Raw genomic sequence first — 25,835 nt, forward strand, 5'->3', positions numbered from 1 at the left:
CTCCCACAAGGGGAGAAGGAGGCGCTACCACCTATCCCGCCGACATCCGCGCCAGCTGCAAATCCACGAACTGTATCCCCTTGCCCGCCGTGCGCGCCCATTCGGAATTGGCGTCGAGCTCGAGGTAGCGCACCCAGCGACGCCGCGCCTCGGCGAGATTGCCGGCGTCGAACTCCAGCCTGGCAAGGTTGAACACCGCGTCGGCATAATTGGGATCGAGTGCGATCGCCTTCAGCAAATGGCGGCGCGCCGAGGCTACCCGCCCCTCTTCGCTCATCAGCCCGGCGAGATTGAACCAGGCCTCGACGAAGCCGGGATCGAGCTTTATGGCGCGGGCATAGTCGTGCGCCGCCTCGGCCGCGTGGCCGGCGGCGCGCAGGCAGTTGGCGCGGTTGAAGGCGGCGATGGCATCGCTTGGGTCGATGGCCAGGCAGCGCTGGTAGAGCGCCGCCGCCTGCTCGTGGTCTTCAGCCCCTTCCGCCGCCTCGGCATCGGCGAACAGCTCTTCCAGCGTGTCGTCATCCTGCGTTCCCAGATCGAACAGCAGCTGGCCGTCGAGTTCGCTCTGGCCTCCCTCGAGATAGATCGCGTCGGCCCGCCCATGCTGCGAGCCGACGGCGAGCGACTTGGCGGTGAGCGAGGCGACCGGGCCCGAGCGGTGCACCGAGCGCGCAATCGCCCCCCACGAGGCGCCGCCGGCAACCAGCCCGGCATATTTGCGGGCGAGGATCAGGTCGCGAAAGGAATACGGTTCGCAATCATGCTCGAAGGCATCGAACAGCGACAAAAGGTCGAGATCCGCGCCGGTCAGCCGCGACTGGTCGATCAGCGACTGCCGCGACAGCGCCGAAGCCTCCGGCGCTTTCATCAGGCCGAGCAGGCGCAGGAAGCCGTTCTCGCTGACCAGCTTGCGCCCGGCCGCGCGCTCCGCAGCAGCGCGACGCTCGATCTCGCCATCGCCGGCTTTGGCGAGCAACTTGCGGCCCAACACGACATGTGTGGTGCGCCGAGTGACGCCGCGCCGCAACTGGCCGTACTGGCGCTCGACCTCGCGCGCCGCCAGCCTGAGCGGAAAGGCCGCCAGCGCGCCGACGATGCCGAAGACCGTGCCGGCGAGAGCCGTCACGCCTTGCTCTTGCCGACGGCTTTGAGAAGGTTCGCCTTGAGCGGGTTTTCCTTGACCGCGGCGGCGCTGGCCTTGGCGGATTTCGCCGCGGGCTTGGCCGTTTCATCGGCCTTGCTCTTCGACTTGGCCGGCGGCTTGGCCGATTGCGACAGGCTCGCCTTCAGCGCATCCATGAGATTGATGACATTGCCGCGCTCGGGGGCCGCCGCGATGATCGGCTTATGGCCCTTCAGCTTCTCGCGGATCATCGCCATCAGCGCGATCTCGTAGCGGTCCTCGTAATTCTTCGGATCGAAGGTGGTTTCCTTCTGCTTGATCAGCGCTTCGGCCAATTGCAGCATTTCGGGATCGGGGTTTCCGGCCGGGATATTGCCGAAATATTCAGCCGTGCCACGCACTTCGTTCGGATTCCTCAAGGTGCAGACGAACATGCCGTTCTCGCGCGCGCCGATCGTCACCACGCGCTCGCGGCTGGACAGCACCAGGCGGGCGATCGCCAGCTTGCCGGATTTGCGCATCGCTTCGCGCAACACGGCAAAGGTCTCCTCGGCCATTGCGCCGTCCGGCGCCAGGTAATAGGGCGCGTCCTGATAGATGACGTCGACCGAATGCTCGTCGACAAAAGCCTCGATGTTCATCGTATGGTTGGATTCGATGCGCACCGCATCGAGATCGGAGTCCTCGATGATGATGTACTGCTTGTCCTCGTATTCGTAGCCCTTGACCAGGTCCGAACGCTCGACCAGCCCGAGCTCGGGGTCGACCGGCTTCATGTTGATGCGGTTGTGCGTCTTCTTGTGCAGCTGGTTGAAGCTGATGCGCTCGCTGGCGCTCGTCGCCGGATAGAGCCGGACCGGACAGCTGACCAGACTGAGCTTGAGGTAACCTTTCCAACTTGCCCTGGGCGCCATGAAATACTCCTACGCGGCCTTGTGCTGTCGAACTGTTCGCAGCGTTCATTCGTCCGGAGGACGAATGCGGCTGCCGAAATCCTACATTGCCCTTACAATACCGGCAAATCCCTAGCGAAATCTTCCTCCGCCGGAGCCCCTGCAGGTAAGAGGTCCGTGGCGAAGAATAATTCAAATTTTCCGGAGCGTCGATGGAGTCTGGGGCCGCGCCCGCGGGACTATCTCGCAGTGCCCATCACCGGCAAATCCCGGGCGAAATCTTCCATGTCGGCCCAAGGGTCGCCTGACGTCGCCAGCAGGCCCGGCAGTGACGAATAATTCAGATCCTGCGGGGCATCGATGGTCGCCAGGTCGCTCCAGCTCACCGGCGTCGAGGCCGGCAAATTGGTGCGGGCGCGCAGCGAATAGGGAGCCGCCGAGGTGTGGCCGCGCGCATTGCGGTGATAATCGATGAAGATGCGCCGCTTGCGGTTATCCTTGCCCATGGTGGTGGTGAAAGTGTCGGGCGCGGTGGCGGCAAGATGCGTCGAGATGGCGCTGGTCGCCTGGTGCAATTTCTTCCAGTTCTGCTTTTGCGTCACCGGTACTGATATGTGGATGCCGTGGCCGCCGGACGTCTTGGCGAACGGCACCAGCCCTAGCGCTTCCAGCTCGCCCTTAATGTGCACCGCCGCCTCAACCACCTCGCGCCAGGCGATCCCCTCGCCCGGGTCGAGGTCGAAAACGACCAGGTCCGGCTTGTCGAGCCGCGTGCGATGGGTGCCCCAGGTGTGGAACTCGACGACACCGAACTGCGCCAGGGCCAGATAGCCCTTGGCGTCTTCCACCGAGAGATAGGATTTGGTCTCGCCCTCCGAATTGGTCGCTTCGAAAGTCGCCACGGATGACGGCATGCCGGTGAAGGCGTGGCGCTGGAAGAAACAGTCCTGCGGCCTGCCGGTCGGGCAGCGCACCAGCGACACCGGCCGGCCGAGAATGTGCGGCAGCATGAAATCGCCGACCAGCGCATAATAGACGGCAATGTCGAGCTTGGTCGGGCCGGTCTTGCCGAACAGCCGCCGCGTCGGGTTGGTCACCCAGATGGTGGCGAGGTCGGCCTCGGCGATCAGCCGCTTGCGCTTGGCCGAAACCGGCGTCGACAGGCCGACGTCGCGCAGGCCGCGGAACACCGCATGGCGCAGCGCATTGTCGGTGGTCCGGTTGGCGTAGTGGATATGCGCCGAAAGCAGCGGCCGCACCCATTTCATCTCGCGCATGATTTCGCGCGGAACGCCTTCTGGCGCGGATGCACCCGCCCTTAGCGGCTCCAGCCTGGCCAGCAATTCGCCGGCGGTTCCCGCATCGAAGCCGGTGCCGACCTTGCCGCGATAGTGCAGCTCGCCGTCCTCGAATTCGCCGAGGCCAAGTGCAGCCAGCCCCTCGGCCGCGTCGGAAACTGTGTAGCCGGCGATGACGAAGTCGCCGGTCTGAAGCGCCTTGGTCTTGGTCCAGGTCTTGGTACGGCCGCTCTGGTAGATTGCCGTGGCGCGCTTGGAGACGACACCCTCGAGCCCCATCTCGGACGCCTGGTCATAAAGTGCCTGGCCGTCTCCTTCGACATGATCGCTGAGCTGGATGGCCGAATTGGCGCCGAGACCGGACAGCAATTGCGAAAGCAGCGCCTTGCGCCGGCGGAGCGGCGCTTGTCTCAGGTCCCAGCCGTCGAGATACAGAAGATCGAAGGCGTAGAAGTGGAGCTTGTTGCCGGCGCCTTCGGCCAGCGCATTCTGCAAAAGGGCAAAGCGGCTGATGCCCTTGGCGTCGAGCGCGACGACCTCGCCGTCGATGATCGCCTCGCGGCACGGCAGCCTGGCGAAGGCAAGCGGCAGGTCGCCATAGCGCTTCGTCCAGTCGAGGCCGGCGCGGGTGATCAGCCTGACTGCGCCGTTAGCGAGATGCGCCATGGTGCGGTAGCCATCGAATTTGATCTCGTGCAGCCAGACTTCGCCCGTTCGGGCCGCTGGGTCATCGCCGCCCGGCGGTTTCGAAACCTGCGTCGCCAGTTGCGGCTCGATGCGGGTGGGCAGCGGCGCCTTGACGGCGCCCGGCAAAGCACCTGGCTTCAGCACCACCGGCCTGGCAGGCTTGGCGGCCGGCTTCGGCGTTGCCGCCAGTTCCTCAATGCGGCGTCCGGATTTGACGCTTTCCGGCCGGGCTTCCAGTATGTCGAGCTTGGCGTCGGCGGCGAGATCGCGCTCCTTGAACAGCAGCCAGTTCTTCTTGCCCGCATCCTCGCCGGGCTTCGGTTTCAGCCGCGTCAGCATCCAGCCGCCATTCAGCTTTTCGCCGGCGAGGCGGAACTTGAAGGAACCGGTGCGCAGGCTCTTCTCGACATCGTCCATCGGCGCCCAGACGCCGGTGTCCCAGACGATCATCGGCCCGCCGCCATATTCGCCTTCGGGAATGACACCTTCGAAGTCGATATACTCGAGCGGATGGTCCTCGGTCTCGACCGCCAGCCGTTTGTCGGCGGGGTTGAGCGACGGGCCGCGCGGCACCGCCCAGCTCTTCAGCACGTCGCCGACCTGCAGGCGAAGGTCGTAGTGGTCGGCGGTGGCGTGGTGCTTGTGAACGACGAAGCGGTTGCCTTCCCCGGCAACCAGCCCGCCGGCGGGTTCCGGCGTCCTCGTGAACTCGCGCTTGGCGCGATAGGCCTTGAGCTTTGGCGGGGCGGTCACGGCCACATGCTCTTGCGCAAAAACAACGGCTTGATGCGCATGTCTTGAATCATTTTGTCAGCATGCGGCAGGTCGGCGTCATGCCGCTCAATCGTCGGTGGCCGGCGTCAATTCGAGCTCGGCCGGCGACAGGCCCTGCTGCAGCTGGCTGAGCCGGAATTCGTCGACCCAATAGGCCTCGCCGTTGACCAGCACCCGCGCGCTGTAGCTGCCGGCCGAAAAACGCTGCGCGGTGATGTACACCTTGTGGCGGTCGAGCGCGTTCCGCACCGCGGCGCGCTTGGATTTCTGACTGGCGACGGAACTGGCCATGCTGGTTACTCACGCACAAGCCGCAAGGCGGCGTGCCTTAAGGATGGCCGAGAGCGTGTCGGCTGTCAATTTGGCGGTCGCTGCGAGCCGCGCGCGGTAGCGTGTTCTTGCGCAAAGCTCCGGCCTTGGCTAGCATCCGCCGGCAGGCACCGAGCGGAGGAGAACGTCGCGGTGGACCGGCTGGAGCGCCGTTGCGTCCCTTCAAACACGAGTTGGGCGCTCGAAGGACACTCCATTTTTGAATCGACGCAAGGAACCTTCCGGAAAACCCATTCCGGTTTCGGGTCGTGCGCTCATCTGGGAGGAGACTAAATTGATCAACAGACGTGAATTCCTGCTGTCGACCGCGGCGATGGGCGCTTTAGCGCTGGCCGCCCCGCAACTGGCTTTTGCCCAGGACAAGCTGACCATCCTGGGTTCGGTGCCGAGCCTCGGCTTTCCGTTCTTCGTGCACATGCTGAACCAGATCAAGGCGGAAGCCCAGGCGCAGGGCGTCAACCTGGTCGAAAGCGACGGCCAGAACTCGGCGCCCAAGCAGACCGCCGATATCGAAGCGGCGCTCGTGCAGAAGGTCAACGCCATCGTCATCTCGCCGCTCGACGTCAACGCGCTTGCCCCAGCCATCGAGGAAGCGGTCAAGGCCGGCGTTCCCGTCGTCACCATCGACCGCCGTGTCGAAGGCGTCGAGGGCATCCTTGCCCATGTCGGCGCCGACAACGTCAAGGGCGGCGAGGCTGAAGCCAAGGCCATGGTGGCGGCGTTCCCGAACGGCGCCAAGATATTCCATCTGCAGGGCCAGCCCGGTGCCGGCCCGGCGATCGACCGCAACAAGGGTGTGCACAACGTCCTCGATCCGATGAAGGACAAGTACCAGATCATCTTCGAGCAGACCGCCAACTTCGCCCGCGCCGAGGCGCTGTCCGTCACCGAGGCCGGCCTTGCCGCCAACGGCAAGCCCGACGCGATCATCTGCGCCAATGACGACATGGCGCTTGGCGCGGTTGAAGCCTGCGCGGCGCGCAACTTCACCGACGTCAAGATCTACGGCTTCGACGCGCTTCCCGAAGCGCTGGTCGCCGTGCGCGACGGCAAGCTGGCCGGAACGGTCGAGCAATTCCCCGGCGAACAATCGCGCACTGCGGTGCAGATCGCGGTCGCCTACGCCAGGGACAAGACCGAGCCGAAGGAAAAGCTGGTGCTTTTGACGCCGATCGTCATCGGCAAGGACAATCTCGACAAGGCAGAGAGGCTGGGCGAGACGAAGTGAGGTTGCACAAAGGGCGCGCAGCGGCAAAAGTAGCATTCTGTCGCGCCCCCCTCTGCCCTGCCGGGCATCTCCCCCACTTGGGGGGAGATCGGAAGCTTCGCCGATGGCGCCTTTTCTGCAACGCAGGAAGATTGGCGAAAGACATCCAATCTCCCCCCTCGTGGGGGAGATGTCCGGTAGGACAGAGGGGGGCGCTGACCCGCCGACAATCGCAATCCAGGAGCAAACTTTGCCCAAGGCAGCCGCCATCGCGCCCTCTCCCGCCCTGCTCACCGTCGAGGGCGTGACCAAGCGCTTTGCCGGCGTCACCGCGCTGAACGACGTTTCGCTCGAAGTCCGCCCCGGCGAGATTCTCGGCCTGCTCGGCGAGAACGGAGCCGGCAAATCGACGCTGCTCAAGATCCTGTCCGGCGTGATGCCGCCGTCCAGCGGCCGCATCGTCTTCGATGGGGTCGAATTCAGCCCGCACAATCCGCAGGATGCCAAGCGCCACGGCATCGTAACAATCTACCAGGAACTGAGCCTGATCCCGACGCTGACGGTAGCGGAGAATATCTTCATCGGTCGCGCGCCGCTCGGCCGGTTCGGGCTGGTCAGCTGGCGAAAGATGGTGGAAGACTCACGCGCGATCATCGCCCGCGTCGGCCTCGACCTCGACCCGGCGACGCCGGTGTCGGCGCTGTCGGTGGCCGAGCAGCAGCTGGTCGAGATCGCCCGCGCGCTGTCGCTGAAGAGCCGCTTGATCATCATGGACGAGCCGACCTCTGCGCTGACCGAAACCGAAGTGCACAGGCTGATGTCGATCATGGACCGGCTGCGCAAGGATGGCGTCGCCATCATGTTCGTCACCCACCGGCTGGAGGAGGCCTCGGCGATCTGCGACCGCATGACGGTGCTGCGCGACGGCAGGCTGGCCGGCCATCTCGACCGCGAAGGCGGGCCGATCAAACTGCCGAAGATCATCGAGAAGATGGTCGGCCGCGCCGCTTCCGAGCTCTATGCCAGGCCGACGCAGCGCGACGTCGCCGGCGACGTCCGGCTCTCGGTGCGCGGCCTGCGCACGGTGCGCGATCCGCAGGCGCCGCACGCCATCGTGCTCGAAGGCGTCGATCTCGACCTCAAGGCGGGCGAAATCCTCGGCGTCGCCGGGCTCGTCGGCTCCGGCCGCACCGAGCTCGCCCGCGCCATCTTCGGCGCCGACCGCATTGCCGCCGGCACCATCAGGCTCGACGGCAAGCCGATCGCGCCCGCCTCACCCGCCGACGCCATCGAGCTCGGCATCGGCCTGGTGCCGGAGGACCGCAAGCACCAGGCAATCTTCGCAGCACTCGCCATCCTCACCAATTTCTCGATCGCCGCGCTCGACCGCTACTCCAGTGTCGGCTTCATGGCCGAGCGGCGCGAACGCGAGGCGCTGGCGAACTACAGGAAGATGCTGTCGATCCGCATGGCCTCGCCCGAGCAGGCGATCGAGGGCCTGTCCGGCGGCAACCAGCAGAAGGTGATCCTTGCCCGCTGGCTGGCGCGCGATCCCAAGGTACTGATCGTCGATGAACCGACGCGCGGCGTCGATGTCGGCGCCAAGGCGGAAGTGCACCAGATCCTGGTGGAGCTCGCCGCGCGCGGCATCGCCATCATGATGATCTCGTCCGAGCTGCCCGAAGTGCTTGCGGTGTCGGACAGGATCGTCACCATGCGGCGCGGGCGCATTACCGGCGAGATGCCCGGCGTCGAGGCGACCGAGGAGAAATTGATGGAACTGATGGCGCTCGACCAGAAGCAGGAAGCAACCCAATGACCAGCACGACCGAACGGAGCCAGCGCGGCGGTGTCAATATTGCGCGGCTGCTGATGAGTTTCGGCCCACTGATGTTCCTGGCGTTGCTGATCGTCGTCTTCACCGTGCTGAAGCCGAGCTTCATCGACCCGATCAACCTGTTCAACATCATGCGCCAGATCTCGATCACCGGCCTGATCGCGCTTGGCATGACCTTCGTCATCCTCACCGCCGGCATCGACCTGTCGGTCGGCTCGCTGCTCGCCTTCTGCGGCATGGTCGCGGCGGTGGTGGCCAAGGGCGGCACCGCCAACACGCTGTCGCTGTCGACAACGGGCACGCAGGGCTATGGCTGGTTCGCCGCCCTTCTCGCGGCCGTCGTCGTCGGTGCCGTGGCCGGCGGCGTCCAGGGCTTTGCCATCACCAGGCTGAAAGTGCCGCCCTTCGTCGTCACGCTTGGCGGCCTCACCGTGTTTCGCGGCCTGACCTTGACGATTTCCAATGGCGGCCCGATCTCCGGCTTCGACGCCTCGATGCGCTGGTTCGGTACCGGCCTGATCGGCCCGGTTCCGGTGCCGGCGATCATCTTCGCGATTGCCGCGATCCTTTGCCATATCGTGCTGCGCTACACACGTTACGGCCGCGCGGTCTATGCCGTCGGCGGCAATGCCGAGGCGGCACGACTCTCCGGCCTGCGTGTCGACCGCATCCTGATCTCGGTCTACATCATCGTCGGCTTCTTCGCCGGCCTTGCCGCCTTCGTTTTGTCGGCGCGGCTCAACTCCTCCGAAGCCGTCGCCGGCATCGGCTACGAGCTGACGGTGATCTCGGCGGTCGTCATCGGCGGCACCTCGCTGTTCGGCGGCATCGGCAGCGTCGGCGGCACGGTGGTCGGTGCAGGACTGATCGGCGTCTTGCAGAACGGGCTGCAGTTCAACAATGTCTCGTCCTACACGCAAAGCATCGTCATCGGCCTGATCCTCATCCTCGCCGTGGCCTTCGACCGCTGGCTGAAATCGCGGGTAAGGCGGTGATACAGGTGCCATGCCTATCCAGGTCGGCGGGCCAGCACCCCCCTCTGTCCTGCCGGACATCTCCCCCTCAAGGGGGGAGATTGGACGTCGCTCCAGCTTTCGCCAATCTCTAAAGAAGGGAGAATTTTCGGCGAAGCTGCCAATCTCCCCCCTTGAGGGGGAGATGTCCGGCAGGACAGAGGGGGGTGTTCAAGCGCAGCATAGAGAAGATGGGCAAGGTTCGCGCTGAGGAATAGAAGTAGTGAATCACTATCCCGTACCTCCCCGTAACCGCGGCAATGCGCGCAAGATGCGCAAGGCCATGACGGATGCCGAGCTGAAGCTCTGGAATGAGGTCAGGGCGCATCGACTCATGGGGCTGGCATTTCGGCGGCAGATGCCAATTGCAGGCCATATTGTCGATTTTGCCTGCCCGGACAAAAAGCTGATTGTCGAACTGGATGGCTCCCAGCATGCCCGGGCCGATGCCTCAATATCGGACGCTACCAGAAGCGCACGGCTTGAAGCGCTGGGCTGGACTATCCTGCGGTTCTGGAACGACGACGTCATTCGCGATATCGACAATGTCTGCCAGCACATAGTCATGGTGGCCGGCGCGGATGTGCGCTGAACTCAGCCGTGCAGGGCCGGCGGGACAGCACCTCTCTGTCTTGCCGGACATCTCCGCTCAAAAGGGGCAGGTTTCTGAGGCGAGGTGCCAATGACCCAAATAAGAACCATGACCGAACAGGACGTTCCGGCGGTGTCGCGGCTGCTTGGAGGGTCCTGGCGACACACCTATTCGCCAATCCTGGGTGCCGAGACGACGGCACGGCTGTCGGATGAGAAGCACGCGCCGGAGCGGCTGGCGGCCGAGCTCGGGGATGACAACAAGATGTCCTTCGTCGCCGAGCGGGCTGACGGCTCGCTCGCCGGTTATGCGATGGCAGCGATGGACGACAAGGGCGAGGTCATGCTCGAGCGGCTCCATATAGACAAAACAGAGTACGGCACCGGCCTTGCCGCCGACCTGCTGCATGCCGTTCTTGCCGCGCATGCGGGTATTCCCAGCATCGCCCTGGAAGTGATCGGGGGCAACGACCGCGCAATCGCCTTCTATCGCAAGCACGGCTTCGAGGTCGTCGAGCGCCGGCCGGCTGCACACGGGGTGGGCGGCCATGCCTCGCTGATCATGCGCCGGCTGCTACCGATGGCTTAGTAGGCGAAAGCGGCTGAGCGCGTAATCTCCCCCCTCGAGGGGGAGATGGCCGGCAGGCCAGAGGGGATAGCCGCGCGTGAGGCGCCAACTTTCTCTTTCGTCCAACATGGCGTCGCGCCAGGACGTACCGACCCCCTCTGTCGCCTTCGGCGACATCTCCCCCTCAAGGGACCCTCAAGGGGGGAGATTGGCGACTTCTCCAACCGCTCAGGCCGGGGCGTTGACGCGCTGTGCGCGCGTTGCCCAGTCGGCAACCGTCGCGCCAGCAACACTCTCGCCGGCAACCATCCCGTTCGCCTGCGGCGCAAGCAGGTCGTTGCGGCGGGCGAAGGCGACGAAGGTGGCGCGCGCCGTCTCGGCGTCGATCTCTCCTTCCATTGCCGCCCGGCAGGCCTTGGCGGCGATGTCATGCGCGGCCGTCCGGCTCGTTGCCGGCCACTCAGCCAAAAGTGCATAAGCCTCAGCCGCGCTTTCTATCTTCGTCGGCGTACCGAGGCCGGTGAGGATGGTAACTGGCTTGTCGAACGAAGCACGATCCATGAAACTCTCCTTTCCTGGCTCAATCGGCTGCTTGCGGAACTCAACCGCGCGGGCGCTTCGATCCGCCTGCAGGACGGCGTCGATCGGTGAATGCAACACGGCTTGCATGCTCGGCCGCGGCAGCAGCCGATGCACCTTGACCAGCGCCTCGAGCCAGGCCGCCACGCCCAGCGGCGGATGTTCGCGCCCGTAGAGCCACGCCTTTGCCTTGGCGAGCGGGTATCCCGCCTCTTCGGCGAAATCGGTTTCCGACCAACGCAGCAGGCGCAGGCATTCGCGCATCCGCGCCGCGATCATTTGCGCTCCTCCGTGCCGGCCCCCACGCGTTGAGCCGACAGAAACATCAGCGTGTAGGCCGCCTTGCGGCGGTCCCAGCCGGCCGACTCGGCCATATCCAGCAAGCCGTCGACCAAAGGCGCCAGCGCCGCCCTGCAGTCGGCTTCATAGTTGAAATCGTTTTTCGGGCGGGTCGGCGCCGCGATCTTTCCAAAACTGTCCATCATATCCATGGCAACACCTGCTCAGCATTAGTCCCGGACCGGCAAGACCGTGCCCGCTTTTGGCGGACACGGTCCATCTGCCGTTTCGAAGTCGCGCTTTGGAAGCCTGGCCTTAGAAGTCCATGCCGCCACCGCCGGGCATGGCCGGCGCGGCAGCTTCCTTCTTCGGCTTCTCGGCCACCATCGCCTCGGTCGTCACCAGCAGGCCGGCAACGGAGGCGGCACCCTGCAGGGCAGTGCGCACGACCTTGGCCGGGTCGATGACGCCTTGACTGTAGAGGTCGCCGAACTCGTTGGTCTGCGCGTTCCAGCCATAGCCGAAGTCGGTCGTCTCGCGCAGCTTGCCGACGATGATCGAACCTTCGGCGCCGGCATTCTCGGCGATCTGGCGCACCGGCGCTTCGATGGCGCGACGCACGATGTCGACACCGGTCTTCTGATCGGGATTGTCGACGACGACATTATCGAGCGCCTTCGCCGCTCTCAGCAGCGCCACGCCGCCGCCGGGCAGGATGCCCTCCTCAACCGCCGCGCGTGTGGCGTGCATGGCGTCGTCGACGCGATCCTTGCGCTCCTTGACCTCGATCTCGGTCGAGCCGCCGACACGGATGACGGCGACGCCGCCGGCGAGCTTGGCCAGCCGCTCCTGCAGCTTTTCGCGGTCGTAGTCGGAGGTGGTTTCCTCGATCTGCGCCTTGATCTGGCTGATGCGCGCATGGATTTCATCCTTGCGGCCGGCGCCGTCGACGATGGTGGTGTTCTCCTTCTCGATCAGCACCTTCTTGGCGCGGCCGAGCATCTCCAGTGTGACGTTCTCGAGCTTGATGCCGAGGTCCTCCGAGATCGCCGTGCCGCCGGTCAGGATGGCAATATCCTCCAGCATGGCCTTGCGGCGATCGCCGAAGCCCGGTGCCTTGACGGCCGCGACCTTAAGGCCGCCGCGCAGCTTGTTGACGACCAGCGTCGCCAGCGCCTCGCCCTCGACGTCCTCGGCGATGATCAACAGCGGCTTGCCGGATTGCACGGCGGCTTCGAGCACAGGAAGCATGGCCTGCAGGTTGGACAGCTTCTTCTCGTGGATCAGCACATAGGGTTCTTCGAGTTCGACGCGCATCTTATCCTGATTGGTGATGAAATAGGGCGAGAGGTAGCCACGGTCGAACTGCATGCCTTCGACCACTTCCAACTCGGTCTCAGCGGTCTTCGCTTCCTCGACAGTGATGACACCCTCATTGCCAACCTTTTCCATCGCCTCTGCGAGGAAGCGGCCGATCTCGGCATCGCCATTGGCAGAGATGGCGCCGACCTGAGCGATTTCGTCGTTCCTGGTCACCTTGCGGGCATTGGATTTCAGGTCGGCGACCACGGCGTCGACCGCCTTGTCGATGCCGCGCTTCAAATCCATCGGGTTCATGCCGGCAGCGACCGCCTTGGCCCCTTCCCTGACAATGGCCTGAGCAAGAATCGTCGCGGTCGTGGTGCCATCGCCTGCGGTGTCGCTGGTCTTCGAAGCAACTTCGCGGACCATCTGAGCGCCCATGTTCTCGAACTTGTCCTCGAGCTCGATCTCTTTTGCCACCGTCACGCCGTCCTTGGTGATGCGCGGCGCGCCGAACGATTTGTCGAAGACAACGTTGCGGCCCTTGGGACCGAGCGTCACCTTCACCGCATTGGCAAGCATATCGACACCGCGTAACATCTTCTCGCGGGCTTCGGTATGAAATTTCACATCTTTGGCAGCCATTGGAACACTCCTCGATAGGCAGCTTTTCGTTGACTGGAATGCTTGTTCAGGCCCCGCTCAGGCAGCCCTCTTCATCTCGCCCGTGGCTTCGATCACGCCCAGCACGTCGCTCTCTTTCATGATGAGCAGATCCTCGCCATTGAGCTTGATCTCGGTGCCGGACCATTTGCCGAACAAAATGCGGTCGCCGACCTTGACGTCGAGCGGCTGCAATTGGCCGCTGTCGTCGCGCGCGCCCGGACCGGCGGCAATGACCTCGCCCTCCTGCGGCTTCTCCTTGGCGGTGTCGGGGATGATGATGCCGCCCGCGGTCTTTTCGTCGACCTCGATGCGGCGGACCAGGATGCGGTCATGCAATGGACGGAACGCCATGTCGTTCTCCTCTCGGGACAAACAGATCTTCGAACATCCTCCTGACCGCACCGGCAATATCGGCCCGGCACGGGGTGCGCGATCTCTTCTTCAGGCATCGCGCGCATACGAACTAGTCGCGCTTTTTTCAGCTTTCAAGAGGATCATGCAAAAATTTTAGCACTCGACACCTGAGAGTGCCAATACGCTGTAATTGTTCGCACATTCGCCGTTTCCGGCGCGATGACCCGGCCGGATTTCCAAATCTGTCCGTCTCCTGAGCCGCTTGCCGGCGGCTGGAACCTATGTGGAAGGCGAGGCGTTTTGCAGACCGAGGTTCATTGGGAAAGGAAGGATTGCATGACCAGCAGGGACTTTCAGCTCCAGATGCAAGGGTTTGGCCTCACCACGGCGGAGATCCACTACCGCCTGCCCGATCATCGAAGCCTGCTTCAGCTCTATATCTGGCAGGAATACGATATCGCCCCTGATTTCCCGACGCTGAAGCATTTCCTCGATTTCTGGGAGCGCGAGATCGAAGGCCCGCTGCATTCGGTGCGCGTGGCTCATCACCGTCTGATCCAACCGTCCGAATGGCGGGCCGTAAATGGCATTATCACCGTCCACTGAGGAGCAAGCCGATCTGCCGCCAGACAGCAAACAAAGTGCCTCCGAAGCGGGGGAGAGGGGTAGCTGACTCTCCCCCACTTTGTTTTGGATCTCACAATATCGGAGGGCGTCCGGACTAGCCGGCGTGGTCGACAGGCTTGCGGGCCGCTGCGAGCAATCCAGCCTTGCGCGCCGCCCTGACGAAGGCCTTGCGCGCATCACGCGCGGTGCGCCAGCCGTCGAGCGCGTCGCGGCAGGTCCGATAGGCGGCGCGCCAGCTCCGGCCGCGTGCACGGTCCGGCCACTGCTGGCGCATGCATTCGATGGCTTCCCAACTGCTGGCGACCTTGCGCTCGCTGGATTGGAATTTCAACGTGATCGGCTCGGCGAAGCGGACGTCGTCCATCACTTCCTCCTTGTTTTCTGATCGTCTTCTTGTTTGAGCAAGCAACGTTATGCTGGCGGCACCGGCGGCCGGCCGGCGCCGCTGAAGGACATGGTTCGTCCCTTTGCGCGGTTCAAGAGCATCGCGGCAGCAGCCGGTTATTCCTCCTCGTCCGGCCCTTGCAGCAGTTCGATCAGCGTCGCTACCCTTGCCGTCGGCAGCGGTCGGCCCTCGTTCACCAGCGCCTCGTCGGCGGCGATCCAGGCCAGGGCCTCGCGCAATTCCTGGACCGTCCCGTCCGTCGCCGCAATGTCGGCGATCACGGCTTCGTCGACCGGGCCCAGCACAGAAATGATCTCGTCGCGTGTCATGGTCAGCTCCATCTGCGAGTGCCGGGAACGGGCCCGGCAACACAAGAAATCTGGATCTTGACCTGCTGCAGACAATAACCGGCCGGGGAAGTCAGCGTTGGCAATTGAAACCAACAGGCAATCTCCTGCCGGACATCTCCCCACTTGTGGCGAGATTGGCAGCCTCGCCGAACCGACCGAAAACCGGCCCGAAAAACCGGCAACGCGAGAGCCACCGGGTCTTGACTTGCGGCGGACAATAACCAGATCGAAGGCACCGGTCGCCGAAATGGGGCCGGCGGAACCAGGGAGCGCCAGCTCTTTGGCGCCCCTCGTATCTATGTTGCTCGATGGAGGATGTAGCTATGAGAACCGCATTCGACTTTTCCCCGCTCTATCGGTCGAGCATCGGCTTCGACCGCGTCTTCAACCTGCTGGAAAATGCTCCGCAGGCCTTCGACGCCTGGCCGCCCTATGACATCGCGCGCAGCGGCGAGAACAACTACCGCGTCACCATCGCCGTAGCCGGGTTTTCCGAGGACGACCTCGAAATCACTCATGAACCCAACCTCCTGATTGTCTCCGGCCAGCACAAGGAGCCGGACAACACGGAGTATCTGCATCATGGCCTCGCCACACGGCCCTTTACCCGCCGTTTCGAGCTTGCCGATCACGTCAAGGTCGCAGGCGCCTCGCTCGACAACGGCCTGCTCAGCATCGATCTGGTACGTGAGGTGCCAGAGGAGATGAAGCCTCGGCGCATCGCCATCGCGACCGATGTCGCCTCGCCGAAGACCGGGCCGAAGGTCGCGCAGGGCGAAGCAAACAAGCAGGCTGCCTGAATGCACCAGTCGAGAAAGGAGACTATGCAATGGCTATTCGTGATCTCATTCCGTGGGGCCGGGAGAACAATCAGCCCCCCAGCCTGTTCCGCAACGGCGACGGCGATCCCTTCCTGACGCTGCATCGCGAAATGAACCGCCTGTTCGACGAGGCGTTCCGCGGCTTCGACGCGAGGCTGCCGTCGCTCGGCGGCTTCTCCGCTGCCCGCGCCAGCTGGCCGAGTGTCGAAATCTCCGATAGCGAAAAGGAGATCCGCGTCACCGCCGAGATCCCCGGCATGGACGAGAAAGACGTCGAGCTGCTGCTCGATGACGGCGTGCTGACGCTGCGCGGCGAGAAGCGCGAAGAGACCGAGGACAAGGACAGGCAGTTCTCCGAACGCTTCTATGGCCGTTTCGAGCGGCGTATCCCGCTCGGCTACGAAGTCGACGAAGACAAGGTGAACGCCGCGTTCCGGAACGGTGTGCTCAGCGTGACGCTGCCCAAGACGGAGCGCGCCCAGGCAAAGGCCAAGCGTATCGCCATCACCGGCGGCGACGGCAAGTCCTGACGGCTCGTAGGACGACGTCCCTTCTGCCTGTCGGTTCCGGCGGGCAGAAGCGGGCAAATGTCGATGACCCGTTCTCCCGACGCTGCGGTTCCGCCTGACCAGGCGCAGCACGCCCTGCAGTGCCTGACGACCGAGCATTTCGTGCTGCAAAACGCTCGCGCCGCGACCATTCAGGAAGCGAACCAGAGAGCCGATCTGTTCCTGACCTCGGTCTCAAGCGCAACGATTGCCTTGTCCTTCGTCGCGCAGGTCACGGAGATGGGCAGGCCGTTCGTGTTGTTCAGCCTGATCTTGCTGCCTTGCCTTTTCTTCATCGGACTGGTCACCTTTGTGCGCGCGGTGCAGGTTGCCATCGAGGACATGGTGCATGCCCGCGGCATGGCCAGGATCCGCCACTATTTCGTCGAACTGGCGCCCGTCCTGCAAAGATACCTCGTCAATTCCACGCATGACGACCCCTCGGCGGTGCTGGTCGACAAGGGCCTCAGACCCTCGCCGCTGCAATATTTCATGACCACCGCGGGGATGGTGGGCACGATCAACGGCGCCATTGCCGGCGTCTTCACCGGCATCGTTGTTAAGTCCGCTTTCGGCGGGGGCATGTCGCCCGGCGTGATTTGCGGGCTGGCGGTCTTCGCGACATGCATTCTCATCCTGCGGCGCTATCATAGTCGCGCCTGGGCGGCGGCCGAAGAAAGCTTGCCCGCACGGTTCCCGGGCGACAATGGCAGGGAAAGCTAGCGCCGACATATCCGGATGTCGAAAAGTGGCAGGGCGCCGCCCTTGCGTCTTGCGCGCCAATTGACCATCCTCGCCAACATCATTTGCACCGCGGCCGGGGGGTTCGCATATGCCGACGCTTTATGCGCTGAAACCGGCCTTCCAGGCCAGGCTGCGGCCGCTTGCCGATGGCCTGGCCAGGGCCGGCGTCACCGCCAACCAGATCACACTGCTGGCCGCTGCCCTCTCGCTCGCCGCCGGCCTTGCGGTGGCAGTCCTTGCAGGCCATCGCGCGGTCTTTCTGCTGATGCCGCTCGTGCTGTTTACGCGAATGGCGCTGAATGCCATCGACGGCATGCTCGCAAGGGAACATGGCCAGGCCTCGAAGCTCGGCATGTATCTCAACGAGCTCTGCGATATGATCTCCGACCTCGCTTTGATCCTGGCATTTGCCGTCATTTTTCCCGCCTGGGGTGTCGTTGCATTTGCGATCGCGGCTATGATCACTGAGTTCGCCGGCGTGCTCGGCATCGCCGCCGGAACCGGGCGCAACTATGCCGGCCCGTTCGGCAAAAGCGACCGGGCGCTGGCGCTCGGCATCCTCGCCGTGCTTATCGCGTCCGGCCTGTGGGTCCCGGCGCTCACGCCGCTCGTGTTTCCGGCCATGGCTACACTCTCGCTGGCGACCGCCATCAACCGGATACGCAGCGGCCTTAACGGGAGCGGCAGCTGAATTCCGGTCTCGCCAGGGAGAACAACATGCTTCACCAACAGACGGTTGCCGCAGTGGCTTCAGCCAATATCGAGCGGGTGGCGCAGGAGCGCAGCTTCAAGAGCCATGACGGCACCGAGATCTTCTACCGCTATTGGCCGGCGCTGTCGGAAAACCGCAAGGGCGCCATCCTGCTGTTCCATCGCGGCCACGAGCATGGCGGCCGCATGGCGCATCTGGTCGACGAGCTCCAGATGCCCGACCACGCCTTCTATGCCTGGGACGCGCGCGGCAATGGCCGCTCCGCCGGCGAACGCGGCTATGCGCCATCGTTTGCCGCACTGGTGCGCGACATCGATTGTTTTGTGCGCGAGATCGGCAGCGACGGCTTTGCCCGGCGCGATATCGCGCTGATCGCGCAATCCTTCGGCGCCGTGCTTGCCGCCGCCTGGGTGCATGATTACGCGCCCGACATTCGCGCCCTGGTGCTGGCCTCGCCGGCCTTCTCGGTCAAGCTCTACGTACCCTTCGCCAAGCAAGGCATTGCGTTGTGGCAGAAGCTGAAGGGCCGCTTCTTCGTCAATTCCTACGTCAAAGCGAAATTCCTGACGCATGACCCCGAGCGCATCGCCTCCTTCGACGCCGACCCGCTGATCACCCGGCCGATCGCCTCCAACATCCTGGTCGAGCTCTACGATCATGCCGCGCGCATCGTCGCCGACGCCCGCGCCATCACCGTGCCGACACAGCTTCTGATCTCCGGCAGCGACTGGGTGGTGCGGCATGGACCGCAGCACGAATTCTTCGTCAATCTGGCGAGCCCGGCCAAGGAGCGGCACGTGCTGCCCGGCTTCTTCCACGACACGCTGGGCGAGCGCGACCGCCACAAGGCACTCGACCTGATCAGGCCCTTCCTCGAAAAGCAGTTCGCGGCGCCGGAAGAGCCGGTCGACCTGACCTGGGCCGACCGCGCCGGCTACACACGCGACGAGGCCGACCGGCTGGCCTCGCCGCTGCCGCTGCTGTCTCCCAGGGGACTCTACTGGGCAATGAGCCGCGCCTCGATCCGCATGGGCGCCTGGCTGTCATCCGGCATGAAGACGGGGATTGCCACCGGCTTCGATTCCGGCTCGACGCTCGACTATGTCTATGAGAACGAGGCGCGCGGCATCAGCCCCATCGGCCGCATGATCGACCGCACCTTTCTGGACGCCGTCGGCTGGCGCGGCATCCGCCAGCGCAAGCTGCATCTGGAGGAGCTGATAGGCAGCGCCGTTGAGACGCTGAAGGCCGCCGGTCGGCCGGTCCATATCGTCGATATCGCCGCCGGCCATGGCCGCTATGTGCTCGATGCCGTGCAGAAAGGCGCCGCGTCGCCGGCAAGCGTGCGGCTGCAGGATTTCTCCGAGCTGAACGTCTCGCTCGGCCGCAAGCTGATCGCCGAGCGCAAGCTGCCGGCGACCGTCTCGTTCCATCGAGGTGACGCCTTCGACGCCACGATGCTGGCCGGGCTCGACCCGGCGCCGGATCTCGCCATCGTCTCGGGGCTCTACGAATTGTTTTCCGACAATGCCATGATCGCCCGCTCGCTCGGTGGACTGGCCAGCGCCATGCAGCCCGGAAGCCTGCTGGTCTACACCAACCAGCCTTGGCATCCGCAGCTCGAGATGATCGCGCGCAGCCTGACCTCGCACCGCGGCGGCCAGGCATGGGTGATGCGCCGCCGCACGCAGACCGAGATGGACCAGTTGGTGGCGGCCGCCGGCTTCGAGAAGCTCGACCAGCGCATCGACCAGTGGGGCATCTTCACCGTTTCGGTCGCGCGGCGCGTCTGAGCATGGACCTGCCTGCCTGTGCCTCACCTCGCGATGCCCCTGCCCTTCCGGCCTTGCCACGCGAGCCGTATCACGGGATAGTCCTGCGCGCCGCATTGTGGCTGGCATTTCTGGCGCCGTTCTTCTACGCCACCTACGGCTTCGCCAACTGGCTGGCGTCGCGGCGCGACGACGTCGGCAGCATCGTCTTTGGCTGGGAGCGCGGCATCCCGTTCCTTGCTTGGACGATCGTGCCCTACTGGTCGATCAACCTGTTCTACGGCTTGTCGCTGCTGTTGAACAATTCGAAGAGCGGCGTCGACCGCCTCGCCGGCCGCTATCTGACGGCACAGATCGTTGCCGTCGCCTGCTTCATCCTGTTCCCGCTGACTGCCACGTTCGTGCGCCCACAGACGAGCGGCCTGCCCGGCTTCATGTTCGCCGTGCTCGGCGGCTTCGACAAATCCTTCAACCAGGCGCCGTCGCTGCATATCGCGCTGCTGGTCATCATCTGGGACCATTGGCGTCACAGATTGGCCGGCATCGCCGGCGTCGCCTGGCATGTCTGGTGTTTCCTGATCGGCGCCTCGGTGCTGACGACGTGGCAGCACCATTTCATCGACATACCGACCGGCGCGCTGCTCGGCCTTTTCGCGCTGTGGCTGTTTCCGCGCGACGGCGCCTTGCCTTTCGTCGGCTTCCGCCTGACCGCGGACCCGAAAGCGCGGCTTCTGGCGCTGTTCTATGCGCTTGGCGCAGCCTTTGCGCTGGCCGGCGCTGCTGCCGGCGCATTGGTCTCGGCGCTATGGCTCATCCTGTTGTGGCCGGCACTGGCGCTGGCCATAGTCGCTTTCGCCTATGCCGGCGCCGGCGCCAAGGTGTTCCAGAAAACAGCCGATGGCCGCGTGTCGCTGGCCAGCCGTCTTCTGCTGTGGCCCTACCGGGTTGCCGCCAAGGTCAATGTGTGGGCATGGACGCGAAAGCTCCCGGCGCAGATCGTCATCGCCGACGGTGTTTCCCTTGGCCGTTTTCCGACCGCCGCCGAGGCCGACGCCTTTGGCACGGTGATCGACCTTGCCGGCGAATTGGAACGGCCGCGTGGCGCCTCGATCCACTGGATGAGCCTGCCCATGGTCGACCTTTTGCCGCCGTCTCGCGAGGCGCGTGCGCAAGCGGTGGCGGCGATCGAGACGGCGCAGAGCCAGGGCACGGTGCTGGTCTGCTGTGCGCTCGGCTTCCAGCGCAGCGCCGCCGTCGTCGCCGAATGGCTGGTCGCCAGCGGCCGGGCCGCCACGCCGGATCAGGCGCGAGGCCAGCTCGCCGCCGCGGGCCGGCCTGTGCATCTTGGCATGGACGCGGCGACATGACCGCTTTTCGAGATAAGGCCGAGACGTTCGCCGCCGGACTGATGGTGCAGGTGGCGTGGCCGCTGCTGTTGATTGCTGCTGCCTTGCTGGCGGCGCCGGTCATCGGCCTGGCGACTGCGCCGCAAACATCGTCGCTGTCCGCGGCGGCCTGGCTGATCGCCGCCGCGGGTGCCATAGCCACAATCATTCTCTCGGCCCTGCTTTTGTTTGACGCGCTGCTGTTCCGGCTGATGGCCAGCCACGCCAGCGAAGCAGGCGGCGCTGCGGCGATCGACGACGTGCTGGCGCGCATGCGGCTGAAACCCACGGCGGCCGGTGGCCGCTCGCTCGACCAGCGGATGGCCGGCACGCGCCGTCTGCTCGCCAAGCAGCGTATCGCCTTCAGCCTGTTCGCGGCGGCCTCGGTCGTCGCGGCATTCTTTTGAGCCCGTCCATGACAAAGCTTCGCGTCAGCACCTATACCCTGCTGCAGACGGTGACCTCGGTCGGCCTGTCAGCACTGGCCTGGGTGGTCACCGGCGTGCGGCCGATCTGGAACGGCAGCCAGCCATCGGACCGGCAGCGCATCTACTTCGCCAACCATGCCAGCCACGGCGATTTCATCCTGCTGTCGGCCTGCCTCAGCGAGAAGGAGCGCGCCCGTACCCATGCGGTGGCGGCCGCCGATTATTGGAGCAAGACGCGGCTGCGCCGTTTCATTGCCGAGGACATGCTGTCTTCCGTGCTGATCCACCGGCAGTGGACGGATGAAACGCAGCACCCGATCTCGATCATGCTGTCGGTGCTCGACCAGGGCCATTCGCTGATCCTGTTTCCCGAAGGCACGCGCAACATGACCGACGAACCGCTCCTGCCGTTCCGTTCCGGCCTCTACAATCTGTCGATGGCGCGGCCCGATGTCGAACTCATCCCGTGCTGGATCGAGAACATGTCGCGGGTGCTGCCCAAGGGCCAATTCGTGCCGGTGCCGCTGCTTTGCCGTGTCGTCTTCGGCGCACCGATCGCCATTCAACCGGGTGAGGAACGCCGCGCCTTTCTCGACCGCGCCCGCGAAACGCTGCTGGCGCTCAACCCCCGGCCGCAGCGAGACGATTGAGGACCAAGGCAAAATGCTGCCGATGATGCACGAAACCCTCATTCTGATTGTCGGCCTGCTGGCGGTGCTGATCAGTGCCAGCGTCGTCGCCGGCGTCTTGTCATGGCGCGCGCCAAAGCCGTTGTCGCCGACGCTGGTCAACCTCACCCAGCGCATCAATGCCTGGTGGGTGATGGTGGTGGCGATCACCGTCGCCTTCTTCTTCGGCCGCCCCGGCATGACCATCCTGTTCGCGCTGATTTCCTTCGCCGCGTTGCGCGAATTCGTGACGCTGACGCACAGCCGCCGCAGCGACCACTGGGTGCTGCTCGGCATGTTCGGCATCGTCATCCCGTTCCAGTACTGGTTGGTGTGGACCGCCTGGTATGGCCTGTTCACCATCTTCATCCCGGTCTACTGCTTCCTGCTGATGCCGGCGATCACCGCGCTGCACGGCGACACCGAACGCTTTCTCGAGCGCGTCTCGGCGCAGCAATGGGCGGTGATGATTTCGGTCTACTGCGTCAGCCACGTGCCGGCGCTGCTGACGCTCGAGGTGCCAGGCTTCGAAGGCCGCAACCTGTTGCTGATCGCTTTCCTGATCATCACCGTGCAAGGCAGCGACGTGCTGCAATATATTTTCGGCAAGCTGTTCGGCCGGCATCTCCTGGCGCCGACGGTCTCGCCGTCGAAGACCTGGGAGGGGCTGGTCGGCGGGCTGGCGGCGTCGAGCCTGCTCGGCGCGCTGCTGTCGTTCCTGACGCCGTTCTCGCCGCTGCAGGCAGCCGGCGTGGCCTTCATCGCCTGCCTGATGGGCTTCCTTGGCGGGCTGGTCGCCTCGGCCATCAAGCGCGATCAGGGCGTCAAGGACTGGGGCCATCTGATCGAAGGCCATGGCGGCATGATGGACCGTGCCGACAGCCTGGTCTTCGCCGCTCCGGTTTTCTTCCATACGGTGCGCTATTTCTGGACTGTATGAAGGTTGGCGCCGTTTGCCGCGGCGGATGGTTCAGCGCGATCTTGCGAAGATAACCTGATCCGTCTCGTTATTACCACTTTCGCGAAAGCGGTAATAACCCGACCTGCCGCGGTCTTCGCCGCGCTCATTTTGCCGCGGCGAGCGGCTCTTTCTTGCGCGCCGGCGTGAGGCGGCGCATGCGGCGTTTGGCGGTGGTCTTCAGCGCCACCGGCGGAGCGCTGGACAACGCACCGAGCACCGCGCCGACCATGCCATGTGCGACGAAATCGGCGTTGATCTCGTTGGCCAATCTGGCATCTGCCTCCTGGTTGTCGCTGTCGGCTTCCGACCACAACACGATGCCCACTCGCAACCTTGGTTTGGTGCGTTTCAGCCGACGGACCAGGAACCGCCCGTGCTTGACGGAATCCCGGTTCAAAAATCCGATGACGACACTATCGACGGCGTCGAGCTCAAGGCGGCGAATGCTCCCCGGTTCCATCTCGGCGAAGCTCGCTCTCAACACCGTAGCGCCCTGGACTTCGAGCACCTGGGCCAGCATGGCGGCCGCCGCGTCGTCGAGTTCGCCGCGCCCGCCGGCGCACAGCACCGACATGCCCGTGCCATCCGGCAGTTCGGTGTACTCCTCGCCCTGAACCTCCCCCTGAACGTGCCTGTCCTCGCGTGAGCCGTTGTCCTCGGCCGCGGCCGTGTCGTCCGCTTCCGCCTCCTCCTGCGCGCTGTCGTCGAGGTTCGCCACCATCGTCAGCGCGCTGCCCGCGACCTGCTGTCTTTGCTCGTCGCTCAGCACACCACGCACCCGGTCCTGCTCGCCGAGCAGAAGTGCGGGAATCGCGACCTTGTCGTAGAACTCGACCAGATATTCTTCGTCCAGCATCTCCTCGGCATGGTCCGTCGCTTCCTCGGGATCGCCGGCCAACAGCCGCTGGTAAAGCCGGGCGTGAGGTTCGAGCACGGGTTCGTTGCCGAACAGAACGTCGAGGAATTCGAACTGCGGCACATGGCGGCCGAGCACGACGAGGCAGACCGTGAGCGGCGTCGACAGAACCAGGCCCAATGGCCCCCAGAGCCAGGTCCAGAATATCGCCGCAACGATGATGGCCAATGGCGACAGCCCGGTGCGCGAGCCGTAGAGCCAGGGTTCGATCACGTTGCCGGTGATCAGTTCGACCACGACGAAAAGCCCTGCGGTCCAGAGCACGAGCGACCAGCCGGGCGCCACGGCAAGCGCCAGGAACAGAGGCAACAGCGTCGCGATGACCGGGCCGATATAGGGAACGAAGCGCAGCGCCAGCGCCAGCAAACCCCACAGCAATGGATTGGGTATGCCCAGCAGCCAAAGTCCAATTGCAATCGGGACGGCATAGACGATGTTCACGACCAGTTGCATGAGCAGATAGCGGCCGACGCGCTTGCCGGCATCCTGCAGCGCCTCGGTGGTTCGATGCAGATCGCCATAGCCGACGAGGCGTATGAAGCGATCGCGCAGGTCCTCCCGCTCGAGCAGCATGAATATGACGACCACGACGATCAGTCCGGCCGATGCCAGCGGGCTCAGCAGCGGGCCGATCAGATTCTGGAGAACCTCGAGCGGTCGTTCGCGCGCGACGATTTCGACCGGGATCGGTTCCCGCGGAGGCTGATCGGCGGCGGGTTGTACGGGCTCGGGTCTGTCGAGTTCCTGGCCGACGCGTTCGATCACCCGGCTCAATCTGGAAACGATGCCGCCGCCGACGCCGGTTTCCTTGAGCGACCGGACCTTGGTCAGGATATTCGCCTGGTAGAGCGGAATGTTCTGCGCCAGTTCACTGACCTGCGTGGCGACGATGAAGGAGAACAGCGCCAGCACGGTGAATGCGCCGAGCACACTGGCGATCACGGCCGGAAGACGCGGAATGCCGGCTCGCTTGAGTGCCGACACCATGGGCACGAGCGCAAAGGTAAGCAGCAGCGCGATTGCGATCGGCAGAAAGACCTCGCGCCCGAAATAGAGCGCCGCGACGGCCGTCACGACCGACGCTACGCTGGGCAACGATGTGCGCGGAAGCGCCCTGGCCGCGGAAACGATGCCCGCCCGCCGGGGCTCCGACAGGTGCGCGTCGTTTCGACGATTTGCCGCCACTTGATACCTCCGCTCCGCCGTCGCCATGATCGGGCATATTGAGCCGGCCTGCAACTTCGCAGCGTCTCACCCAGCTGGACGCCGATTGCCCTGGTCGGCAGCGCGGCAAATTCAGTCATGGTAGAATTTTTTGCATTAATGACGTCACGGGCAATCCTGTTCCATGTCTGCGCCAGAACGTGGAACTTTTGGGTCAAAACACCGTTCCTTCGTAGATCGCTGATGGACAACCTCAAAGCAGCAGCTCAGGAGGAATGATCATGAACTTCAAGACGCTTTGCATGGGCGCGATGGCCCTTTCGATGATGACCGGCGCAGCGCTTGCCGCCGGTGCCACTGGCACTTCGGCGCTCGACGATCCGCAGAAAATGACGCCCTTCTTCACCGACGCCGGCATGAAGACCATGAAGTCGGAAGCCGAATTCAAGGCGGCATGGATGGCCATGTCCACGAGCGACCGGGCCATGATGTTGAAGGAATGCAGCGACGCAGGCATTGCCAAGATGCATGCCGACTTCTGCAAGATGGCCAAGCAGCTCAACAAGTAACCGTCGGCTTCTTGCCAAGCGAAATGGGGGCCAAGCGAAAGGGCGGGCGGCCCTTTCGCGACCTTCCAGTCCGCACTCATACCGGCGGGTGCCTAGCCATTTGAAATCGCGACGCCGGCCGGAGCGGCAATGACATTATGGTCCAGGGGCACCGTCTGCTTGCAACCTCGGGTTTTCCGGTCGGCCGTTCCCGCATAGTATTGGCGGGCGGCCCGCTTGACGCTTGACCCCGCTTGACGCTTGACCTTGTCGCCGAGCGTGGGATAGGCCGGGGACTGGCCCGA

At 64.4% G+C, this 25,835-nt stretch carries 27 protein-coding genes; 16 read left to right on the top strand and 11 right to left on the bottom strand.

Annotation, left to right across the window (positions count from 1 at the left end; genetic code table 11):
- Nucleotides 1–31: 31 nt before the first annotated feature.
- The 4 genes from NKH33_RS14445 to NKH33_RS14460 form a co-directional block, all read right to left on the bottom strand.
- A complete protein-coding gene (locus NKH33_RS14445; RefSeq protein WP_352920186.1) occupies nt 32–1,126 on the bottom strand; it encodes a tetratricopeptide repeat protein in 1,095 nt (364 codons plus the stop codon).
- Nucleotides 1,123–2,037, bottom strand: a complete 915-nt coding sequence (gene ku, locus NKH33_RS14450; RefSeq protein ID WP_352773121.1) for a non-homologous end joining protein Ku — start codon at nt 2,035–2,037, stop codon at nt 1,123–1,125. The genes NKH33_RS14445 and ku overlap by 4 nt, the downstream gene beginning before the upstream one ends.
- A gap of 218 nt (nt 2,038–2,255) precedes the next feature.
- On the bottom strand, nt 2,256–4,754 hold the full coding sequence (ligD, locus tag NKH33_RS14455) for a DNA ligase D (RefSeq protein WP_352501210.1): 2,499 nt from the start codon (nt 4,752–4,754) through the stop codon (nt 2,256–2,258).
- An 87-nt stretch (nt 4,755–4,841) separates the two neighbouring features.
- On the bottom strand, nt 4,842–5,066 hold the full coding sequence (locus NKH33_RS14460) for a hypothetical protein (protein WP_352472112.1): 225 nt from the start codon (nt 5,064–5,066) through the stop codon (nt 4,842–4,844).
- A 316-nt stretch (nt 5,067–5,382) separates the two neighbouring features.
- Between NKH33_RS14460 and NKH33_RS14465 the strand changes: the two genes are divergently transcribed.
- The 5 genes from NKH33_RS14465 (at nt 5,383) to NKH33_RS14485 (ending at nt 10,342) form a co-directional block, all read left to right on the top strand.
- Entirely contained in the window at nt 5,383–6,333 is a 951-nt protein-coding gene (locus tag NKH33_RS14465; RefSeq protein ID WP_352472200.1) for a substrate-binding domain-containing protein, read from the top strand.
- A 229-nt stretch (nt 6,334–6,562) separates the two neighbouring features.
- A complete protein-coding gene (locus NKH33_RS14470) occupies nt 6,563–8,131 on the top strand; it encodes a sugar ABC transporter ATP-binding protein (protein WP_352920190.1) in 1,569 nt (522 codons plus the stop codon).
- Complete coding sequence (locus NKH33_RS14475; RefSeq protein WP_254819652.1) at nt 8,128–9,144, top strand: ABC transporter permease; 1,017 nt, start codon at nt 8,128–8,130, stop codon at nt 9,142–9,144. Before NKH33_RS14470 ends, NKH33_RS14475 begins: the two co-directional genes overlap by 4 nt.
- A 241-nt stretch (nt 9,145–9,385) precedes the next feature.
- Entirely contained in the window at nt 9,386–9,754 is a 369-nt protein-coding gene (locus NKH33_RS14480) for an endonuclease domain-containing protein (protein WP_352472114.1), read from the top strand.
- A 90-nt stretch (nt 9,755–9,844) separates the two neighbouring features.
- Nucleotides 9,845–10,342 carry a GNAT family N-acetyltransferase gene (locus tag NKH33_RS14485; protein WP_352920192.1) on the top strand — a complete coding sequence of 166 codons (498 nt, stop codon included), beginning with the start codon at nt 9,845–9,847 and terminating at the stop codon, nt 10,340–10,342.
- Nucleotides 10,343–10,549: 207 nt separating this feature from the next.
- Here NKH33_RS14485 and NKH33_RS14490 read toward each other — a convergent pair whose 3' ends face one another.
- From NKH33_RS14490 to NKH33_RS14505, 4 genes are all read right to left on the bottom strand, one after another.
- Nucleotides 10,550–11,179 (bottom strand): DUF982 domain-containing protein, encoded by a 630-nt coding sequence (locus tag NKH33_RS14490; protein WP_352920195.1) that lies wholly within the window; start codon nt 11,177–11,179, stop codon nt 10,550–10,552.
- A complete protein-coding gene (locus NKH33_RS14495; protein WP_254819654.1) occupies nt 11,176–11,391 on the bottom strand; it encodes a hypothetical protein in 216 nt (71 codons plus the stop codon). The genes NKH33_RS14490 and NKH33_RS14495 overlap by 4 nt, the downstream gene beginning before the upstream one ends.
- A 103-nt stretch (nt 11,392–11,494) precedes the next feature.
- Entirely contained in the window at nt 11,495–13,126 is a 1,632-nt protein-coding gene (groL, locus tag NKH33_RS14500) for a chaperonin GroEL (protein ID WP_352501213.1), read from the bottom strand.
- A 57-nt stretch (nt 13,127–13,183) separates the two neighbouring features.
- Complete coding sequence (locus tag NKH33_RS14505; protein ID WP_352472118.1) at nt 13,184–13,498, bottom strand: co-chaperone GroES; 315 nt, start codon at nt 13,496–13,498, stop codon at nt 13,184–13,186.
- Between the two features lie 339 nt (nt 13,499–13,837).
- Between NKH33_RS14505 and NKH33_RS14510 the strand changes: the two genes are divergently transcribed.
- On the top strand, nt 13,838–14,107 hold the full coding sequence (locus NKH33_RS14510; RefSeq protein ID WP_352457304.1) for an usg protein: 270 nt from the start codon (nt 13,838–13,840) through the stop codon (nt 14,105–14,107).
- A gap of 115 nt (nt 14,108–14,222) precedes the next feature.
- Here the strand turns inward: NKH33_RS14510 and NKH33_RS14515 are convergent, their stop codons facing one another.
- Together NKH33_RS14515 and NKH33_RS14520 are read right to left on the bottom strand one after the other, a co-directional pair.
- The gene (locus tag NKH33_RS14515; RefSeq protein WP_352541165.1) at nt 14,223–14,492 is read right to left on the bottom strand and encodes a DUF982 domain-containing protein; all 270 of its coding nucleotides are present in this window, start codon (nt 14,490–14,492) and stop codon (nt 14,223–14,225) included.
- A gap of 137 nt (nt 14,493–14,629) precedes the next feature.
- Nucleotides 14,630–14,842 (bottom strand): hypothetical protein, encoded by a 213-nt coding sequence (locus NKH33_RS14520; protein ID WP_245274651.1) that lies wholly within the window; start codon nt 14,840–14,842, stop codon nt 14,630–14,632.
- 344 nt (nt 14,843–15,186) lie between these two features.
- On the opposite strand from NKH33_RS14520, the gene NKH33_RS14525 reads away from it, so the two are divergent.
- The 9 genes from NKH33_RS14525 to NKH33_RS14565 all read left to right on the top strand — a co-directional run bounded on the left by NKH33_RS14525 (nt 15,187) and on the right by NKH33_RS14565 (nt 22,881).
- On the top strand, nt 15,187–15,663 hold the full coding sequence (locus NKH33_RS14525; protein ID WP_352472122.1) for an Hsp20 family protein: 477 nt from the start codon (nt 15,187–15,189) through the stop codon (nt 15,661–15,663).
- 29 nt (nt 15,664–15,692) lie between these two features.
- Complete coding sequence (locus tag NKH33_RS14530) at nt 15,693–16,214, top strand: Hsp20/alpha crystallin family protein (protein WP_352472123.1); 522 nt, start codon at nt 15,693–15,695, stop codon at nt 16,212–16,214.
- A 63-nt stretch (nt 16,215–16,277) separates the two neighbouring features.
- Entirely contained in the window at nt 16,278–16,955 is a 678-nt protein-coding gene (locus NKH33_RS14535; protein ID WP_352920200.1) for a hypothetical protein, read from the top strand.
- 109 nt (nt 16,956–17,064) lie between these two features.
- Nucleotides 17,065–17,667, top strand: coding sequence for a CDP-alcohol phosphatidyltransferase family protein (locus NKH33_RS14540; protein WP_352501216.1), 603 nt, complete (start codon nt 17,065–17,067; stop codon nt 17,665–17,667).
- A gap of 26 nt (nt 17,668–17,693) precedes the next feature.
- The gene (locus NKH33_RS14545) at nt 17,694–19,481 is read left to right on the top strand and encodes a bifunctional alpha/beta hydrolase/class I SAM-dependent methyltransferase (protein ID WP_352920204.1); all 1,788 of its coding nucleotides are present in this window, start codon (nt 17,694–17,696) and stop codon (nt 19,479–19,481) included.
- Nucleotides 19,482–19,483: 2 nt separating this feature from the next.
- The gene (locus NKH33_RS14550) at nt 19,484–20,827 is read left to right on the top strand and encodes a phosphatase PAP2/dual specificity phosphatase family protein (protein ID WP_352920207.1); all 1,344 of its coding nucleotides are present in this window, start codon (nt 19,484–19,486) and stop codon (nt 20,825–20,827) included.
- Complete coding sequence (locus NKH33_RS14555; RefSeq protein ID WP_352501219.1) at nt 20,824–21,252, top strand: hypothetical protein; 429 nt, start codon at nt 20,824–20,826, stop codon at nt 21,250–21,252. Before NKH33_RS14550 ends, NKH33_RS14555 begins: the two co-directional genes overlap by 4 nt.
- A gap of 8 nt (nt 21,253–21,260) precedes the next feature.
- Nucleotides 21,261–21,923 carry a lysophospholipid acyltransferase family protein gene (locus NKH33_RS14560; protein WP_031211476.1) on the top strand — a complete coding sequence of 221 codons (663 nt, stop codon included), beginning with the start codon at nt 21,261–21,263 and terminating at the stop codon, nt 21,921–21,923.
- A gap of 22 nt (nt 21,924–21,945) precedes the next feature.
- On the top strand, nt 21,946–22,881 hold the full coding sequence (locus NKH33_RS14565; protein WP_023675663.1) for a phosphatidate cytidylyltransferase: 936 nt from the start codon (nt 21,946–21,948) through the stop codon (nt 22,879–22,881).
- 124 nt (nt 22,882–23,005) lie between these two features.
- Here the strand turns inward: NKH33_RS14565 and NKH33_RS14570 are convergent, their stop codons facing one another.
- Complete coding sequence (locus NKH33_RS14570) at nt 23,006–25,003, bottom strand: AI-2E family transporter (RefSeq protein WP_352969806.1); 1,998 nt, start codon at nt 25,001–25,003, stop codon at nt 23,006–23,008.
- 260 nt (nt 25,004–25,263) lie between these two features.
- On the opposite strand from NKH33_RS14570, the gene NKH33_RS14575 reads away from it, so the two are divergent.
- Nucleotides 25,264–25,551 (top strand): hypothetical protein, encoded by a 288-nt coding sequence (locus tag NKH33_RS14575; RefSeq protein WP_352501220.1) that lies wholly within the window; start codon nt 25,264–25,266, stop codon nt 25,549–25,551.
- Nucleotides 25,552–25,835: the final 284 nt, after the last annotated feature.

This window comes from Mesorhizobium sp. M1182, assembly GCF_040318335.1.
Lineage (GTDB): Bacteria > Pseudomonadota > Alphaproteobacteria > Rhizobiales > Rhizobiaceae > Mesorhizobium.